Source organism: Chitinophaga varians (assembly GCF_012641275.1).
Taxonomy (GTDB): domain Bacteria; phylum Bacteroidota; class Bacteroidia; order Chitinophagales; family Chitinophagaceae; genus Chitinophaga; species Chitinophaga varians_A.
On sequence record NZ_JABAIA010000003.1, the window covers coordinates 623,568 to 643,464 of the forward strand.

Genomic DNA, 19,897 nt, shown 5'->3' on the forward strand with positions numbered 1-19,897 from the left:
AGTATACACCCCATTAATTCTTTTTATTACTCAAACAACCGGTTATGTTAGATTTTAATTTAGTTGACATCGTTGACCTACTGGGAAAGGCCCAGGATTCGGGAATAAAAATATCCTATGACGAAAACGACCTGGTGGTTAAAGTTAGCAAGGAACAAAAGATCGACAGTTCCTTACTGAAGGTACTGAAGGACAACAAACAACATCTTATCACGTATTTCCGGCAATACCACCAGCGTACGGCGGCAGTAACGGGAACGGCTATTGCGGCGGCTTCGGGCCGGTCTGCGGATACGGCCATTCCCCTGTCTTTCAGCCAGGAAAGGCTGTGGATCATCGATCAGCTGGAAGGAAGCGTACAGTACCACCTGTCAGCCGCTCTTCGCATGGAAGGCGCTTTGGACCGTGCCGCATTGGAAAAAGCCCTGTGTGAGATCGTCAACCGCCATGAAATACTGCGTACGGTCATCCGTACCCATGAAGACACCGGCCGCCCGTCTCAATATGTGATGGAGAAAAACCAGTGGCAGCTTACCGTCACAGACGGGGCCCACTGTCTGCATGATAACGCCGCTTTACAAGACCTCCTGAAAAAATATATCGCCATTCCGTTTGATCTGGCAAATGATCACCTGTTGCGCGCGCAACTGATCGTCCTGAAAGAAGATACACATATACTGGTGCTGACGCTGCATCACATCGTTTCTGACGGTTGGTCCACCGGTATCCTCGTGAGTGAACTACAGGCGTTGTACGATGCTTATGCCAACGGATACACGCCGCAGCTGGCGCCACTGGAAATTCAGTATGCCGATTACGCGTTATGGCAGCGTCAGCAGCTGGGCAGTAACGGACTGCAACAACAGCTGGACTACTGGAAGAAACAGTTGTCCGGCATAGCCCCGCTGGAATTGCCATTGGATTATCCGCGGCCCGCCATACAAAGCACCCGCGGTGCTACCATTGATTTTACAATCGATCATACGCTGGCTGAAAAACTGAAACAGCTGTCCCGCCAGGAAGATGTGACCCTCTTTATGACATTGCTGGCCGCTTTCAAGGTATTGTTGTACCGGTACAGCGGTCAGAGTGATATCACTGTGGGAAGTCCGGTGTCCGGCAGGACAAGGGCGGAGATGGAAACGCTGATCGGCCTTTTTGTGAACACGCTGGCGTTGCGCAGTGACCTGAGCGATCATCCTACTTTCCGGGCGCTGTTGCAGCAAATCAAACAGACCACGCTGAGTGCCTATGATCACCAGGAAGTGCCGCTGGAGAAAGTAATTGAAACGGTGGTGAAAGGCCGCGATCCCGGCCGCAGCCCGTTGTTCCAGGTGATGTTCGCATTGCAGAACGCCCCGGCGCCCAAAGCAGATGCGCCCGGTAAGCTACGGTTGTCTGAGGAAAAAATCATCACCGAAAATGCCAAGTTCGATCTTACCCTGATCATGGAAGAAACGAACGATGGCCTGAAAGGCGGCGTGGAATATTGCGCCGACCTGTTTGATGCATCAACCATTCATCGGATGATCGGGCACTTTCAGCTGCTGTTGAAAAATGTGTTGCAGACGCCTGATGTGCCGGTCCACTTGTTACCATTGCTGTCTGCTGAAGAGCGGGAGCAGGCACTCAACACTTTCAACAATACCGCGGTGCCTTATGCGGACGACCAGTCCATTGCAGCTTTGTTCTCCGCGCATGCGCTACAGACTCCCGACGCCGTGGCGCTCCTGTATGGTGACGCCGTGATGTCTTACGGAGAACTGGAAACCCTGTCGAACCAGCTGGCGCATTATCTGCGCAGCAAGGGCGTGCAGCAGGGGGGCATCGTTCCTGTTTGCACGGAACGCTCCATCGATATGATGGTGGGCATCCTCGCCATACTGAAGGCAGGAGCGGCCTATATGCCTTTGGACCCGGCCTATCCGGCAGAAAGGCTGCGTATTATGCTGGATGAAAGCCGCAGTAATGTATTGTTGACCACGACTGATTTTCACGCCCGGTTTATAACGGAAAAGCCGGATAAAGAGTTGGTATTGGTAGATCAGCTGCCGGTGTTACTGGCAAGGCAGCCGGATACCCCGGTTGCTAATCCGCCATCCGCCAATGACCTGGCGTACGTGATGTACACGTCTGGTTCCACAGGCAAACCCAAAGGCGTGCTGGTAACACACCGCAACGTGACAAGCCTGGTGCTGCAGCCGAACTATGTTGCGCTGAATGCGGACACCACTGTGCTTTCAGCCGGATCGCTGGCATTTGACGCTACCACTTTTGAATACTGGGGCGCCCTGCTGAATGGCGGCCGCCTGGCGCTCAGCGTCGGTAACAGCCTGCTCGACAGCGCCGTTTTTAAACAGGAGCTTTACAGCAAGGAGGTAACTACGTTGTTTATTACTACCAGCTGGTTTAATCAGCTGGTGGATACCGATATTACCGTCTTTGGCCGGCTGTCGGCTATCCTCACCGGTGGTGAAAAGATGTCTGAAAAGCATGTGGAGCGCTTCCGGCAGGCATATCCGGACATCAGCATCAGTAACATTTACGGACCTACGGAGAATACGACTTTCTCTTTAAGTTATCATATCAACAGCAAGGGACTTATTCCTAATACACCCATAGGGGTACCGCTCAATAATCGCACGGCCTATGTGCTGGACAGCGCACAGCAGTTAGTGCCTGTAGGAGTGTCAGGAGAACTGTATGTGGGCGGGGCCGGCCTGGCGCCCGGTTACCTCGACCGGCCGGAACTGACCGCAGAGAAATTCGTTCCCCATCCTTTCAGCGATAATCCGGAAGAAAAGCTTTATCGTACCGGCGACCGTGCCCGCTGGCAGCCGGACGGCAACATCATCTACATGGGCCGTATCGATGACCAGGTGAAAATCCGCGGCCACCGCATAGAACCGGGCGAAATAGAAAATATACTGCTGACCTTCCCTGCGGTAGCGCAGGGTGTGGTGGTAGTCAAAACGGACGATAAAGGCACTAAGAGACTGGTGGCCTATGTGGTGCCCGTTGATACGTTGGATAAAGACCAGCTGGTCAGCTATTTGAAAGCGAAATTACCGGAATACATGGTGCCTTCCCAGATTGTGCCCATGGACAAGTTTCCGGTCACTGCCAACGGAAAAATCGATAAAAAAGCATTGCCGGAGCCGTTGTTGGAAAGTGCTGCCAGCTACGTGGCGCCCCGCAATACCATCGAAGAAGCATTGGCCACTGTGTGGCGGGAGCTGCTGGGCGTGCAACAGGTAGGGATATACGACAACTTCTTTGAACTCGGAGGGGATTCTATCATCACCATTCAGGCCGTAGGCAGAATAAGACGCGCAGGGTATGAATTGCAGCCAAGAGATATGTTTGTACATCAGCACATCGCTGCGCTGGCTGCTCATATACAGGCAAATGCAGGCCATGCGGTGATTGGCGAGCAGGGCGTACTCACCGGAGAAAGCGGATTGTTGCCTATACAGCAATGGTTCCTGGATATTGATACCGCTGCTGCCAATCATTTTAACCAAAGCGTACTACTGGGCATAGATAAAAAAGTGTCAGAGGAAATGCTGACTCCTGCTATTCAACAGCTGGTCAGCCATCACGATGCCTTACGCTTTGTGTACCATCACAGCAATGGTGTATGGCAACAGAAGTATGGCACCTTTGAAGGAAGCGTGGAAGTGGCCGACCTGCGCAGCGTAGCGCCGGATCAACTGCCAGTGGCCATTACTGCCACAGCAGACCGTTATCAGGCCAGTCTGGACATTACAACGGGAACGATTATACGAGCGGTATTATTGCTGACACCGGAGACAGAAGCGGCCAACCGGCTGTTCATCGTGGTGCATCACCTGGCCGTAGATGCTGTCTCCTGGCGTATCCTGCTGGAAGACCTGCAACAATTGCTGCAAGGCCAACAGCCGGAGCGAAAGAGCTCTTCTTATCGTCAATGGCAGCAGGCGCTGTCGGCATATGGCACGTCGCAACGCGGACTCTCGCAGGTGGCCTATTGGGAAAAAGTCGTACAGCAGTCACTGACCCTAAAAACAGATCACGCGAATGTTGGCAAAGTAATGGTGTCGGATGTAGGAAGCCATACCGCACAACTGAGCGCTGAGGTGACCCACCAGCTGTTGAAAGATACGTCCAGGGCTTATCATACGGAGATCAATGATGTTTTGCTGACTGCTCTGGCGCTGACGTTGTCGGCATGGAACAATCATTCCGCTGTTATCGTTGGACTGGAAGGACACGGCAGAGAGGACATCAATAAAAATATAGATACCAGCCGTACCGTGGGATGGTTTACCAACCTATTCCCCGTGCTGCTGGAAACCGGCCACAGCGGCCATCCGGGTGAGACCCTGAAGGCTGTCAAAGAACAGCTGCGGAGCATTCCCGACAAAGGCCTGGGATACGGTGTCCTGAAATATTTCAACAAGATACCTGCATTGCAGGGCGCCAATCCATGGAATGTGGTCTTCAACTATCTGGGGCAGTCTGATAACCTGAAAGATGAAGCAGGCCTGTTCAGCGGAGCATCCGAATCGTCCGGTGCAGATACCGCCGCGTCTTTCCCGCTGCAGGAGCTGTTGACCGTGACTGGCCTTGTCAGTAACGGGCAGTTGCAACTGGACTGGAACTATAGCACAAAACATTTTGAAGCGGCCACCATTGCACAACTGGCCAATGAATACCTGTCGCAGCTGGAGCGCCTGGTAGCGCATTGTGTAGCGGTACAAACGCCTGTGTTCACACCTTCCGACTACGGTCTGGGCGCCTGGGTGTCTAACAGTGAGTTGGACAGTTTCCTCGAAGCCACGCACCACGGCGTGCCACGCCGTGAACAGGTGGACAGCCTGTACCGCCTGAGCGGATTGCAGGAGGGGATGTTGTTCCACAGCCTCTACGCCGCAGAAGCCGGTACTTACACCGAGCAGATGACCGTGGACATCGACGACCTGGAGGTGGACGCATTTGTGAAAAGCTGGGACCTGCTGCTGGAAAAACACACGATCCTGCGCACCGCTTTTTATTATGACCGGTTCAGCATTCCCGTGCAATGTGTTTATAAAAAGGTTAAGCTGCCCGTAGAAATACTGGACTATACTGCTTTTGATCAGGACGAACAACACCGGCTGTACCAGGAGTTGTTGACCACTGATCTTCGGCGGGGATTTGATTTTGCAGAAGCACCGTTGATGCGTTTAACACTGGTACGGCTACACGGTAATAATTTCCGGATGTTATGGACTTCGCATCACATTCTGCTGGACGGCTGGTCATTGCCTATCCTGGTAGAAGGCCTGTTGGCCGGGTATGATGCCTTGCTGACCGGCAGTGCGCTGCCTTCGCTGAAGGAAGACCGTTATGGCGAATATATCCAATACCTGGACCGCCTCGACAAAGAGGAAGCAGAACGTTACTGGAAGGGATATTTACATGAGTTGAACGATGCCACCTTATTGCCTTTTATCGGCAATACCACCGCTCGTACCAAAGGCGTAGGCGCATACAATAACCGGAAATTGGTACTGGACGCCGCCTTTACGCAACAGCTGTCGCGTTTTGCGCAACGTCATCATATCACGGTGAACACGCTGATGCAGGGCGTATGGGCGTATCTGTTACACGCCTATACCGGTCATCGTAACGTGGCTTACGGTATTACCGTTTCCGGCCGTCCGGACACGCTGGCCGGTACAGAAAGAGGAGTGGGGCTGTACATCAATACGCTGCCGTTGCATACCGCGGTGGACGAGGGCAGCAACATCATCGATTGGTTAAAACAGATACAGGCAGGTCAGCTGCATAGCAGGGAACATCAATATAATAATCTCCTGGAAGTCCAACAATGGTCAGGCGTTAGCGGAGACCTGTTTGATAGTTCCATTACTTTCCAGAACTACCCCGTGAATGAGATAGTGAATGCGAAGGAGTGGCAGCTGAAGGTGAAGCAGGTGGAATCACATCCGCATACCAACTACCCGCTGACCATCATTATCAGCATTGCCGCAGAAACCAGCCTGGTGTTTGCTTACAACACCGCGTTGCTGGACGATCATTATCTCGAAGCCATTACCGGACATTTTAAACAGGTATTACAACAGATAACTACCGGTTTGGCAGAGACCATCCAGGATATTGAACTGCTGACGCCCACAGAAAAACAACAGCTGCTGAATACCGCTACGGTGGCCTATCCGACGCATACTACCCTTATCGATATATTTGAAGCGCAGGCCGACCGGGTCCCGGAACAAACCGCCGTACGCTGTGAAGAACGCGTGCTGAGCTACAGCGAGCTGGATAAACAGGCGACCCGGCTGGCGCATCATCTCCGTGCCAAAGGCATGACCACCGGCTCACTGGTGCCCTTGTACCTGGAACGTTCTGCCGATATACTGGTGGCGCTACTGGGCATCCTGAAAGCCGGCGGGGCTTATGTGCCCATTGATCCGGATTTCCCGGCAGAACGAGTGGCCTTTATGCTGGCAGACACGGAAGCCAGGGTAATAGTTACCAACAACGCCTGCGCCGGAAAACTGCCGCAGGCAGGCCTGCAGGTGATTACGCTCGATGGCGATGCTGCCCTGCTGGATGCCATGCCGGCTACAAGAATTGCACGCGAATGGATACCCGGCCAACCGGTGTATGTTATTTACACTTCCGGCAGTACGGGCAATCCCAAAGGCGTGATCGTTACCCATCAGAACCTGATGGATTATGTATATGGACTGAAACATGCGCTGCCACTGGAAGACAGCCGTTCTTTCGGTCTTATGTCCAGCATCGCCACCGACCTGGGCAACACTGTTGTGTTTGGCGCCCTGGCGACTGGCGGAGCATTACATGTCTTCACCAAAGATGCCGTGAATGACGCGGAACATATCGCTGCTTATTTTGCCGCACATCCGGTGGACTGCATCAAAATTGTGCCTTCGCACTGGAAAGCATTGTCGTTGCCGGGCAACCTGCTGTTGCCCCGGAAACTGCTCATTTTCGGAGGAGAAGCGCTGGATGCCGGCGTTATAGAAGCTATCCGGGCCTCAGGCAGCAACTGCACTGTGGTAAACCACTATGGCCCAACGGAAACGACTATCGGAAAACTGGTCCATATCGTTCAACCCGATGGCATATACGAACAACAGGTGCCGATCGGTAAACCATTTTCCAATACCCGCATATATGTAGTGTCACCTGCCGGGAAGTTAAGCCCTGTAGGTGTTCCGGGTGAGTTGTATATCGGTGGCGACGGTGTGGCTGCCGGTTATCTGCACCAGGAAGCGCTGACCCACGGGAAGTTCGTGGCAGACCGTTTCCTGCCTGGTGTTACCTCCCTGCTGTACCGCACCGGTGACCTGGTGAAATACCTGCCGGACGGTAATATCCTCTTTCTGGGCCGTGCAGACGACCAGGTGAAGATCCGTGGATACCGCGTGGAATTAGGGGAGATAGAAAACGCACTCGTCAGGAGCGGTTTGACTGAACAGGCAGTAGTGCTGGCGAAGCCGGACCGTAACGGAGATAAACGTCTCGTGGCCTATGTCCTGCGTGGCAGCGGAGTCGACAAGGACGCCCTGCTGGCTTATGTGAAAAATGAATTGCCCGATCATATGCACCCTGCGTTATGGTCGATAGTAGATAGTTTCCCTCTGATGGCCAATGGCAAGGTAGACCGCAAGGCGCTGCCTGATCCCGAGGAGGCCATCGAAACACAACAGGGATATGTAGCGCCCGAAACGGCCACAGAGAAGAAGCTGGCCGCCATCTGGTCAGTGTTGCTGGAGGTGGACGAAGTGGGCCTGCATGACGATTTCTTTGCGCTCGGAGGGCACTCGCTGCTGGCTATCCGCCTCATCTCCGCTATCCGTAAGCAGATGGAGGCGGAAGCGACTATCGGGGACGTATTCGATTATCCTACGGTGGCCGCATTGGCCGGGCAACTGGCCCAACGGACAACACAGTCGTCCGCACCGGTCATCGTACGGAAAGAAAGACCGGCCCGCATTCCGCTGTCTTTCAGCCAGGAAAGGCTTTGGTTTATTGACCGTATGGAGGGCAGCGTGCACTATCATGTGCCGGCAGTACTGCGGCTTAAAGGCCCGCTGGACACGGTGGCACTGGCCACTGCCCTGAAGACGATCGTTGAACGCCATGAAGTGCTCCGCACGGTCATTGAACATGACGGCGCAGAAACCTGGCAAAGGATATTGCAGGCCAACGACTGGCAGTTGCAAATCATTGCCGGTACCGCCTTTATGGCCGAAGCAGCCCTGGAGGACTATATCACCCGTCTGGTGAACGCACCTTTCGATCTCGCTAACGACTATATGCTGCGCGCGCACCTGATCGCCCGGCAGGAGGAAGAGTATGTCCTCGTGGTGACCCAACATCACATCGCTTCCGATGCATGGTCGACCGGCATTATCGTCAATGAACTGGTGGAATTGTATGACGCGCTGACAACAGGGCGTACGCCTTCATTGGCGGAACCGGGCATTCAATATGCCGACTTTGCGTTGTGGCAGCGGGAATACCTCTCTGGCAGCATGTTACAGGACAAAGTGGCCTACTGGAAAAACAAACTGTCCGGCACCGCTACATTGCAGCTTCCGACGGACTTCCCGAGGCCCGCCGTACAAAGCACCCGTGGCAGCATGTATTCGTTTAGGTTTGACCGTGAGTTGTCAAATGCTTTGCAGACATTGTCACAACAACAGGGTACTACCTTGTTTATGACGCTGCTGGCCGCATTTAAAGTACTGTTGTACCGCTACAGCGGTCAGGAAGATATCTGTGTAGGTGTACCGGTGGCCGGCAGAACACGGCAGGAAACAGAAGGACTGATCGGTTTCTTCATTAATACGCTGGCGCTGCGCAGCGACCTGGGCAATGGCCCTGCGTTTACCACCGTACTGCAACAGGTGAAGCAGACCACGCTGGGCGCTTACGAGCAACAGGACGTGCCATTTGAACAGGTGGTGGACGCCGTGGTGAGAGAGCGGGATATCAGCCGTACGCCGCTGTTCCAGGTGATGTTCGTTTTACAGAACGCGCCTGAAGAAGGGGAGTTGAAGCTGGGCAATATAGCATTGGCACAACAGGAAAGCACGCATACCACTTCCCGTTTTGACCTGAGCTGGTCGCTGATAGAAGGCACCGAAGGGCTGATGGGCAGTGTCGAATTCTGCCTGGACCTGTTCCGCGAATCCACGATAGAGCGGATGGTGGCCCATTTCGAACAACTGCTGCGCGCTATCGTACAGGCGCCGGCTACCACGATAGATGAACTGGCATTGGTAACAGCATCGGAAACGCAACAGCTGCTGCATGCGTTTAATCAAACCACGGTAGCTTATCCGGCTGAAGATACCATCCTGTCTTTGTTCGCCGCGCAGGTGGCTATGCGGCCAAATTCAACCGCACTGGCGGCTGCCGGTGTTGCCGTGACGTATAAAACACTGGATGATAGGGCCGTACAGCTAGCGCATTACCTGCTGGGCCAGGGCGTAAAAGCAGGCGACCGTGTACCGGTATGCCTGGAACGCTCGCCGGATATCGTTATGGCGATGCTGGCCATTATGAAGGCGGGTGCAGCTTATGTGCCGGTAGACCCGGCGTATCCGTTGGACCGTATCCGTTATATGCTTCAGGACAGCGGCGCTACCGTTATCATCACGGATACCGCATGTTATGATAGCTTACCGGAGATCGATCAGCTGGCCGTCATCCGGCTGGACGTGGACCGGGATGAAATCACCCGTTATAAATCTGCCGCCGGGCTGCCGGAAATAACAACCGGGCATATAGCTTACCTGATCTATACCTCCGGATCTACCGGTCAGCCGAAAGGTGTGATGGTGCCGCATCGTGGTTTAAGCAACCTGATACACTGGCATCAGCAAGCTTTCCGTGTAAATGCCCATAGCAGGGCCACGGCGGTTTCCGGCGTAGGCTTCGATGCCTTCGGATGGGAAGTATGGCCTTACCTGGCGGCAGGCGCCTATGTATACCTGCCCGACAATGACACGCGCGTGCTCATGCCTTCGCTGATAGCATTGCACCGGCAGCAGGGCTTTACACATGCCTTTATCTCCACCGCGCAGGTACAGGAATTTATCCGTACGGCAGCAGACAAAATCCTGCCGCTGCAATACCTGCTTACCGGCGGCGATCAGCTGCCGGCAACAGATATCAATGGTCTGTCCTATAAAATCATTAACAACTACGGCCCTACGGAGAACAGCGTAGTGGCTACCTGGTATGAACTGACGGCGGCTGACAAAGACCGCGCGCCGGTGATTGGCCGCCCGGTCAGCAATACCAGGGTGTACATCCTTAACCGTCGTGAAAAACTCTGCCCGGCTGGTATCGCCGGCGAAATATGTCTCGCCGGCGACAGCCTGGCATTGGGGTACCTGGGGCGCCCGGACCTTACACAGGAAAAATTTGTGCCCGATCCGTTCCATGCCGGTTCACGCATGTATAAAACAGGAGACCTGGGCCGGTGGCTGCCGGACGGCACCATCGAATACCTGGGCCGCCTCGATGAACAGGTGAAAGTACGGGGCTACCGTATTGAACTGGGCGAAATAGAAAGTGCGCTGGCTGCCAGCGGACAGGTACAGCAGGCTGTTGTGGCAGCACGCAAAGACCATGAAGGCAACCGCCAGCTGGTGGCTTATGTAGTGCCGGCTGTTGATTACCGGAAAGCAGATACCGTTGCGTTCCTGAAGAAACGGCTGCCGGACTATATGGTGCCGGCATTATGGGTAACGCTGGAAAAGCTGCCATTAACGGCCAACGGTAAGATTGATAAAAACGCCTTACCGGCACCGGATATGAATAGTATCGTGGCCAATGAATACGTGGCGCCCCGCAATGCGACCGAAGAAATACTGACAGGTATCTGGCAGGAAGTATTGGGAAGGCAACAGGTAGGGATACACGATAATTTCTTTGAATACGGTGGTAACTCCCTGCAAGTGGTACGCCTCATTGCATTGGTAAGAAGCCGTTTGCAGGTGGAAGTGCCTATCCGGACAGTGTTCGCGCATCCTACGGTGGCAGGACTGGCCAACTGGCTGGCAACGGCAACTGGCATACAACCGGTAACACAGGCACTGACAGCGCAGGCCAGAGGTCCGAAAATTCCGTTGTCTTTCAGCCAGGAGCGGCTGTGGTTCATCCATCAGCTGGAAGGTAGCGTTCAGTACCATATCCCGCAACTCCTGCAACTGCATGGTGATCTGAACATATCCGCCCTGGAACGCAGTCTACAAACGCTTATCAACCGCCACGAAGTGCTCCGGTCTGTCATGAAAGAAGAAGATGGCGTAGTGTACCAGGAAATACAACCCGCTGATACCTGGAAGTTACAGGTGATAGATAACGTGGAAGAATATACGAACGAAGCTACCCGGGAAGCCTATCTCGGCGCATTGGTACGCGCACCGTTTGACCTGTCGCACGACCACCTGCTGCGGGCCCATCTGCTGCGGTTAGGCCATCAGAAACATTTGCTGGTGCTGGTCATCCACCATATTGCGGCCGATGGCTGGTCTATGGGTATCGCCACCAATGAGGTGATGGCGCTGTACAACGCCTTCGCCACCGGCGACGAGGCACAGCTGCCGGAACTGCCGTTGCAGTATACAGACTTTGCCATCTGGCAACGGGCGCAGCTTTCCGCGGATGTGCTGGACCGCAAACTGGCCTGGTGGAAAAATAAAATGGCAGACGTAGCGCCACTGGAACTGCCGACAGATTTTACCCCGTCTTCTACCATCAGCATGAAAGGTGCAAGGATGGGCGTCAGCCTGCCCCAGTCCCTCGGCAGGCAGTTGCAGCAACTGGCATTGCAGCAGGACGCTACGCTCTACATGGTATTGCTCACCGCCTTTAAAGTGCTGTTGCACCGGTACAGCGGACAAGACGATATCAGCGTGGGTACTTCCGCCGCAGGCAGAACGCAACAGGAAACACAAAACCTCATCGGGTTCTTTATCAATACGCTGGCGCTACGCAGCGATCTGGGCAACAACCCGGCTTTCACCGAACTGTTGCAGCAGGTAAAACAGACCACCCTCGACGCCTTCGATCATCAGGAGGTGCCGTTTGAGAAAATAGTGGAAGCCGTGGTAAAAGACCGCGACCCCAATAGAAGGCCGCTGTTCCAGGTGATGTTCGTGATGGACAATACACCGTCAGCTCCCGACTTCCATCTGCACAACCTGACACTGGCGCCGGAAGATGTCACCCACACGACTGCACGCTTTAACATCATCCTTTCCATGACAGAAGACGGTGATGGCCGTTTACATGCAGCGGTGGAATATGCGATGGACCTTTTCAAAGAAGATACTATCCAGCGGATGCTGGCGCATTTTGAAACCCTGTTGGAAGCCGTAGTGGCTGCACCACAGCAGAAGATCGATCAGCTGGCCTTGTTGACCAGCGAAGAGCAGCAGCAACAACTGGCTGCATTGAGCCAGACGGTTAACTATCCACGGCAGCAGACATTCCTGCACTGGTTTGAAGCCGCTGCCCGCCACCATGCAGACAGCACCGCGCTCGCCTTCGAAGGACAGCTGCTGACCTGGAAAGCGCTGGAACAACGTTCCGCTTCGCTGGCACATTACCTGCGTAGCAAAGGGGTAGGAGCCAATGTGCTGGTACCGGTATGCGTGGACCGTTCACTGGACATGCTGGTGGCGGTGATGGGCATCCTGCGTGCCGGCGGCGCCTATGTGCCCGTAGAACCTGATTTCCCGGCAGAAAGGATCAAATATATGCTCCAGGACACCAGGGCTGCCGTAATGGTCAGCATCGGCCAACACCGTGATATCATACCGGCGGCAGACGGACTGGAAGTAATCTTCCTCGACGAACAGCAGCATATCATCAACGGATATACGACAACAGCGCAGCTCGAACTGCCTGCGCCTGCGGATATCGCCTATGTGATCTACACTTCCGGCAGCACCGGCACGCCTAAAGGCGTGAAAGTGACACATCACAATCTGGCGGACTACATTGTAGGTTTAAGGGCGCACCTGCCGATAGATGAGTGTCATTCCTTCGGCCTGCTGTCCAGTATAGCCACCGACCTTGGCAATACGGTGCTTTTTGCGGCGCTGTCTATCGGCGCTACGTTGCACCTTTTCTCCAAAGACACCATCAACGATGCGCAGAAGGTGCTTGCTTATTTTGAAAGACATGAGATAGACTGTATCAAGATAGTGCCCTCACACTGGAAGGCGTTGTCTGAACCGGAACAGCTGCTGCTGCCGGAAAAACTGCTGATCTTTGGCGGCGAGGCGCTGGAAAGCAGCGTGGTGAAAGCTATCCGTGACGCCCGTGCGGAATGCATGGTGGTGAACCACTATGGACCAACAGAGACCACGATCGGCAAACTGCTGCATATCGTAAACGCACATACGGAATATGACGCCTTTGTCCCGGTAGGGAAACCGTTCTCCAACACCCGCGCTTATGTGCTTAATCCGGAAAAACAACTTTGCCCGGTGGGCGTTCCGGGAGAGCTCTATATCGGTGGTGAAGGGGTGGCAGCCGGTTACCTGTATAATGACGCGCTGACAACCGACCGCTTTGTCGCAGATCCGTTCACCACGAATCCGGCAGATTGGCTGTACCGCACCGGCGACCGTGTGAAGCTCCTGCCTGACGGCAACATCCTTTTCGCCGGACGTATAGACGATCAGGTGAAGATACGCGGCTACCGCGTAGAGCCGGGCGAAATAGGCCGGGTGCTGGAACAATGCGCCGGCGTGACACAGGCCGTGGTGATTGCCCGTGAAGACAACTCCGGCAACAAACGGCTGCTCGGATATGTGGTCCCTGCAAATGACTTCGATGCAGAAGCGGTGCTCGCCCAGCTGCGCGCGCAACTGCCCGACTATATGGTGCCTGCCGCTATTACGCCGCTGGATGTATTCCCCATGCTGGCCAACGGCAAAATTGATAAACGTGCTTTGCCTGATCCGGAGAAAGCACAGAACGATACAGCGGAATTTGCAGCTCCGGTAACAGCTGTGCAACAAGGCCTGGCTGCCATCTGGCAAAAACTGCTGGAAGTGGAACAGATAGGGCTGCACGACGATTTCTTCGCCCTCGGCGGCCACTCGTTGCTGGCTATCCGCCTGATCTCCGCCATCAGAAAACAATTGCAGCTGGAGGTGACCATCGGTGATGTATTTGATCATCCGACCATCGGTGGACTGGCCACGCTGCTGGAATCCCGTAAGGGAGCGGCACAGGCGCCGGACCTCCTGCGGAAAGAAAGACCGGCCAACATCCCGCTGTCTTTCAGCCAGGAACGGCTTTGGTTCATCGACCAGGCAGAAGGCAGCCTGCATTACCACCTGCCTACCGTATTGCGGTTGAAAGGACGGCTGGACACTGATGCGCTGGCCCGCGCCGCACAGGCCATCATCAATCGCCATGAAGTGCTGCGTACCGTCATCACCTCCGGCGACGGCCAGTCCTGGCAACAGATCATGCCGGAAGACCGCTGGCGGATGGAGATATACGAAGAACCCTCCTTTAGGAAAGATACCACCGCGCTGCATGCTTTTGTGAAAGAGCTGATCAACCAACCCTTTGATCTGTCGGCAGATCATATGCTCCGGGTACAACTGATCGTACTGGGCAGGGACGAACATATACTGGTGGCCACCTTGCATCACATCGCTTCTGACGGCTGGTCTACCGGCGTGCTGGTAAAAGAGCTGGCTGCCTTCTATGAAGCCTATGCAGCCGGGCGCGAGCCGGAATTGGCACCGCTGGAACTTCAGTATGCCGATTATGCTATCTGGCAACGGGAACATCTCTCCGGTGAGAGCCTGGCCAGACAGCTGGGCTACTGGGAACAGAAGTTGTCCGGCGTGGGGGCGTTGCAGTTACCACTGGACCATCCCCGGAGTGCGGTACAAAGCAACCGCGGCGCTACAACTTCGTTTATACTGGACCGTGAGTTGTCAGATGCGTTGCATGCCCTGGCCAAACAGGAAGGTGCTACTATCTTTATGACGTTGCTGGCAGCCTTCCAGGTATTGTTGTACCGCTACAGCGGCCAGGATGACATCTGCGTGGGCAGCCCCATCGCGGGCCGCACCCGCCAGGAGCTGGAAGGACTGATCGGTTTCTTCATCAATACTTTGTCGCTGCGGGCCGATATGAGCGGCAACCCGTCATTTGCTGCCCTGCTGCAACAGGTGAAACAAACCACGCTCGAGGCCTACGCGCACCAGGAAGTGCCGTTTGAAAAAATAGTGGAAGTGGTGGCCAAAGACAGGGACCTTAGCCGTAACCCCATTTTCCAGGTGGCACTGGTGTTGCAGAACCTGCCCGATGTGCCGGAACTGAAGCTTGGCGAGCTGGTGATGACGGAAGAAGGAGCAGCGCATGAAACGGCTAAGCTGGACCTGACGGTACTTTTCCGCGAAGGGCCTGAAGGGCTGGGCGCCAGCGTGGAATATTGCGCAGACCTTTTCGAAGCCAGCACCATCGAGCGGATGATGTCTCAGTTCAAACGGTTGCTGCGCTCCATTGCAGATGCGCCGCAAACACCGGTGGCAGCGTTGCCGCTGCTGGATACCTCAGATGAAAAAATGCTGCTGGAAGACTTTAACAATACAGCCATCGCTTACCCGGCCGATCAGACCATCGTGCAGCTGTTTGCCGCACAGGTACGTCAACGGCCGAACGACGTGGCGGTATTGTTCAGAGATGAAAAGATCACTTACCGGGAACTGGACGAATGGTCCGACAGGCTGGCGCTTTACCTGCGGGAGCAGGGTGTAAGGGAAGAGATGATGGTGCCGGTATGTATCCCGCGTTCTCCGGAAATGATGGTGGCCATCCTCGCTATCCTGAAGGCTGGCGGTGCCTATGTGCCGCTGGACCCGGACTACCCGGCAGAAAGAATTTCTTTCATGCTGGAGGAAAGCAATAGCCATATATCCCTCACCGTTAGCCCGTATGTTTCACGGCTCGCAGCGGAAAGGCCGGAAATGAGCCATCTCTGCGTTGAAGAATTATATAAAATATTGCCTGCTTATCAGGAAGGCGCTGTTCAAAACAAGCTGGAAGCGGACAGCCTCGCTTACGTGATGTACACTTCTGGTTCTACCGGCAAGCCGAAAGGCGTACTGGTGACACACCGCAACGTGACCAGCCTGGTAATGCAGCCCAACTACGTATCGCTGCAACCTACAGACGCGATCCTGTCTGCCGGCTCCTTGTCGTTCGACGCCACTACGTTTGAATACTGGGGCGCACTGCTCAACGGCGGCCGCCTGGTGCTCAGTCCGGAAAACAACCTGCTGGACACGGAAGTGCTGAAGCAGGAGCTGTATGGAAAACAGGTGACAATACTGTTTATCACCACCGGATGGTTCAATCAGCTGGTAGATACAGATGTCAGCGTATTCGCCCACCTGCACGCTATCCTCACCGGTGGCGAGAAAATGTCGGAGAAACATGTGGTGCGTTTCAGGACGGCTTATCCGGACATTAAGATCAGTAACATTTACGGACCTACGGAGAATACCACCTTCTCCCTGAGTTATCCTATTCACGAAAGAGGGCTTACCGTCAATACGCCCATCGGTATGCCGCTGAATAACCGTACCGCCTATATCCTGGACGCTGCGTTGCAGCTGGTGCCGGTAGGCGTAGCGGGAGAACTGTATGTTGGCGGCGATGGCGTGGCCCGCGGTTATCTCAACCGGCCGGAACTGACAGCTGAACGTTTCATCGCGCATCCATTCGGCAAGCCGGGCGACCGCCTCTATAAAACCGGCGATATGGCCCGCTGGCGCGCTGATGGCGCCGTGGAATATCTCGGCAGACAGGATGACCAGGTGAAGGTGCGCGGTTTCCGCATTGAGCTGGGAGAAGTGGAAAGCGTACTGCTGCAATATCCGCAGGTAGCTCAAACGGTGGTCATCGCGAAAGCAGGAGAGAACGGCAGCAAACGCCTGCTGGGGTACATTGTGCCCAAAGGCGATTTCGAAAGGGACAAACTGGTGGCATGGCTGAGAGAACGCCTGCCGGATTATATGGTGCCTTCTTACCTGATACCGCTGGAGAAACTGCCTATGACGGCCAACGGTAAGGTGGATAAAAAAGCGCTGCCGGACCCGGACACCATCATTCAATCCGGTCAGGCCTACGTAGCGCCTGCCACGGCAACGGAGAAAGCGCTGGCGGCTTTCTGGGCGGAACAACTGAAGATGGAAAAAGTAAGTGTCCACGACAACTATTTCGAGGCGGGCGGTAACTCATTGCTGGCCATCCACCTGATCGCGGTGATCCGTAAGCAGCTGGCGGGAGAAATCTCTATCAGCGACATTTTCGACTATCCGACTATCGCGGAGCTGGGGAATGTGCTGGACCAGCGCGCAATGGCGAAAGTCAATGCAGCAGGACAGGTAAGCGGTTTCAATGGTAATCCGCATATCCTGCCGCTGAACAACGGCCCGCAGGCTTCACCGCTCTTTTTCCTGCCTGGCGGCAACGGTATCTGTGAAGGCTATACGGTATTGGGCGCTGCTCTGGAAGAGGTAGGCGCACTCTATGGCCTGCAGATGATGGGCATCTTTGAAGGTGAAAAACCGCTGGACAATGTGCCCGCCATCGCTGCCCAAAACATCGCGTGGATGAAGTCCGTGCAACCGGAAGGCCCTTACCGCCTTATAGGGCACTCGCTCGGCGGACAGGTGGCCTACGAGATGACACGGCAGCTTGAGCTGCTCGGCGATAAGGTGGAAGCGCTCTTTATCCTCGACACGCACGTAGCGCCTAAACGCAGTGCGCTGGACAAGGACACGCTGTACAACTCCCTGTTGGAAGCCTTTGAGGTATATAAAATTGCCGTGAAGCCATACCCCGAATGGGTGAAAGCGCTTAAGCCGGCCATAGAAGAGCTGGAGCCCAAAGCGGTCATCCCATTCATACTCGAATACCTGAAAGAACATGTGCCGGAAGAAAAAGAACATCTCGGCTTTGTGATGCGCATGTTTGATATGGCCACTCACAGCCTGTTTATGGAATATACTGTCGCCGGTCAGGCGGATACTGCGCTGACAGTCATCCGTGCAGAAGAGAGAAGTGTTGCTGACGAAGACGACAGCCTGGGATGGGCACCATTTGCCACCCGCGCCACAGCGCTGACAGCGCCCGGCGACCACATCTCCATGACCAAGGAAACCGGAGCGGCCACTGTAGCGACACATATTAAGACACAATTACATCATATCTAAAACCCAAACCCAAATCCTCATCATTTAAAAGCAAACCCTCACATGAAAATTGTTAATTTATTTGCAGCTTGCATCCTCTTCGCCACGTTTATGTCCTGTAAAAGAGGAGAGTCCGTCCTGCAGGGTGGCCAGCCTTCGGCCACAGAAGGCGTCGTACCAAAATCTGTTATCAATGGACTGGTATTTGAACAACTCAACAAAACCGGTCGGTTCGACTGGAACATGGTCAATGACAGCGTTGTATGGAGCGCCCTGGTACAGGGCGACAGCATCCTGTCCGTCGGCTTCCAGCCTGCCGGCACCGCCGACATCAGCCGGGAAATCGACAAAATCAACGTTAACGCCGGCAACTGGCAGGATGCGCGTCAGCAGGTGTTAAACCTGATCAATGAAACTGAACAGTTTAAAGGAGATGCCAAGCAGGAAAAAGGCCTGGTTACCTATCAGTCTCCCAAACTGCCGGTGTTTTATGTGAAAGCCAGCCGCTTTGCCACGGTGAAAGCACTCCGTGCTTCGGCGCTGGTGAGGTATGCAGAGCCGGTAGGTTACGCCCGCTACATGCAGGTGAAACCCGCCTCCGGTGGCAGTGCGTCCGGAAGCTCCCTGCTCACTTTTGGCTGCGATTCCAACCTGGCCAATACATCGCTGGTTCCCGGTGTCGACTATACGGACATCACACCCGGCGCCAAACAATCGTGGAACTATGTTAACCACAATATCCCGCAGGCATGGACCAAGTCTACCGGCGCCAACGTTAAGATCATGCTGATCGATACCGGCGTAAGCCCCACACAGGACAATCTTGGCGCCAACTTCAATCAGGGAGCGTCTTCCGGCCGTACCATCACTAAAATTGCCACCTGGCCGAACGGTACACCTTCCGATGTGTGTGGCCACGGTACTAAAATGGCCGGTGTGATAGCAGCGCCCCGTGGTGTTAGCGGCAGCAGTGCCGGTATTGCGTACAATGCCAGCCTGGTGACCGTTCACGCTGCTGAAAACGTAGTGATCCTGTCTCCTGAATCTGTTCAGGGTATCGGTGACGCCTATGTGATCGGTGGTGATGATGCTGCTGTTAAAATCATCAGCATGAGCATGGGTTCCCTGTTTTCTTTCGGTCACGTGACCGATGGTATCCGCTATGCCTACAACAAAGGCAAACTGATGTTCTGTGCTGCAGGTACCACCAACTCCAGCTTCGGTCCTTTCCTCGGCGTGGTGTACCCGGCTACCATGCCTGAAGTACAGGCAGTGACCGGCGTAAAAGACAACGGTACTTCTCCTTGCGAAGACTGTCACTCCGGCCGTGAAGTGGCATTCGATATCATCATGGAAAAATCCACCACCGGCAGAAATCCGCTTACTACCGCTGCTACCGGCAACGCGCCGTCAACAGTGGGTGGTTCTTCCGTGGCTACTGCCAGCTGTGCGGCTATTGCTGCGCTGGTATGGAGCAAATACCCCACTTACTCCCGTGACAGCATCGTAGCGCGCATGCGCCGTGCGTCCAGCTTCTACAACAACAAAAATGGTCAGCTGGGCTGGGGCGTGGTAGATGCGCAGCAAGCAGTAGGCAACTAATTTCGTTCAGTGGTCAGCTATACAGC

The 19,897-nt window shown here is 54.6% G+C and carries 2 protein-coding genes; both read left to right on the forward strand.

Annotation, left to right across the window (positions count from 1 at the left end):
• Positions 1 to 44: 44 nt before the first annotated feature.
• Complete coding sequence (locus tag HGH92_RS25585; protein ID WP_168873651.1) at positions 45 to 18,290, forward strand: non-ribosomal peptide synthase/polyketide synthase; 18,246 nt, start codon at positions 45 to 47, stop codon at positions 18,288 to 18,290.
• 42 nt (positions 18,291 to 18,332) lie between these two features.
• Entirely contained in the window at positions 18,333 to 19,871 is a 1,539-nt protein-coding gene (locus HGH92_RS25590) for a S8 family serine peptidase (RefSeq protein WP_168873652.1), read from the forward strand.
• Positions 19,872 to 19,897: the final 26 nt, after the last annotated feature.

Bases quoted from the DNA above. Each gene is read 5' to 3' on its own strand.
- HGH92_RS25585 (WP_168873651.1), top strand. From the start codon at position 45: ATGTTAGATTTTAATTTAGTTGACATCGTTGACCTACTGGGAAAGGCC.
- HGH92_RS25590 (WP_168873652.1), top strand. From the start codon at position 18,333: ATGAAAATTGTTAATTTATTTGCAGCTTGCATCCTCTTCGCCACGTTT.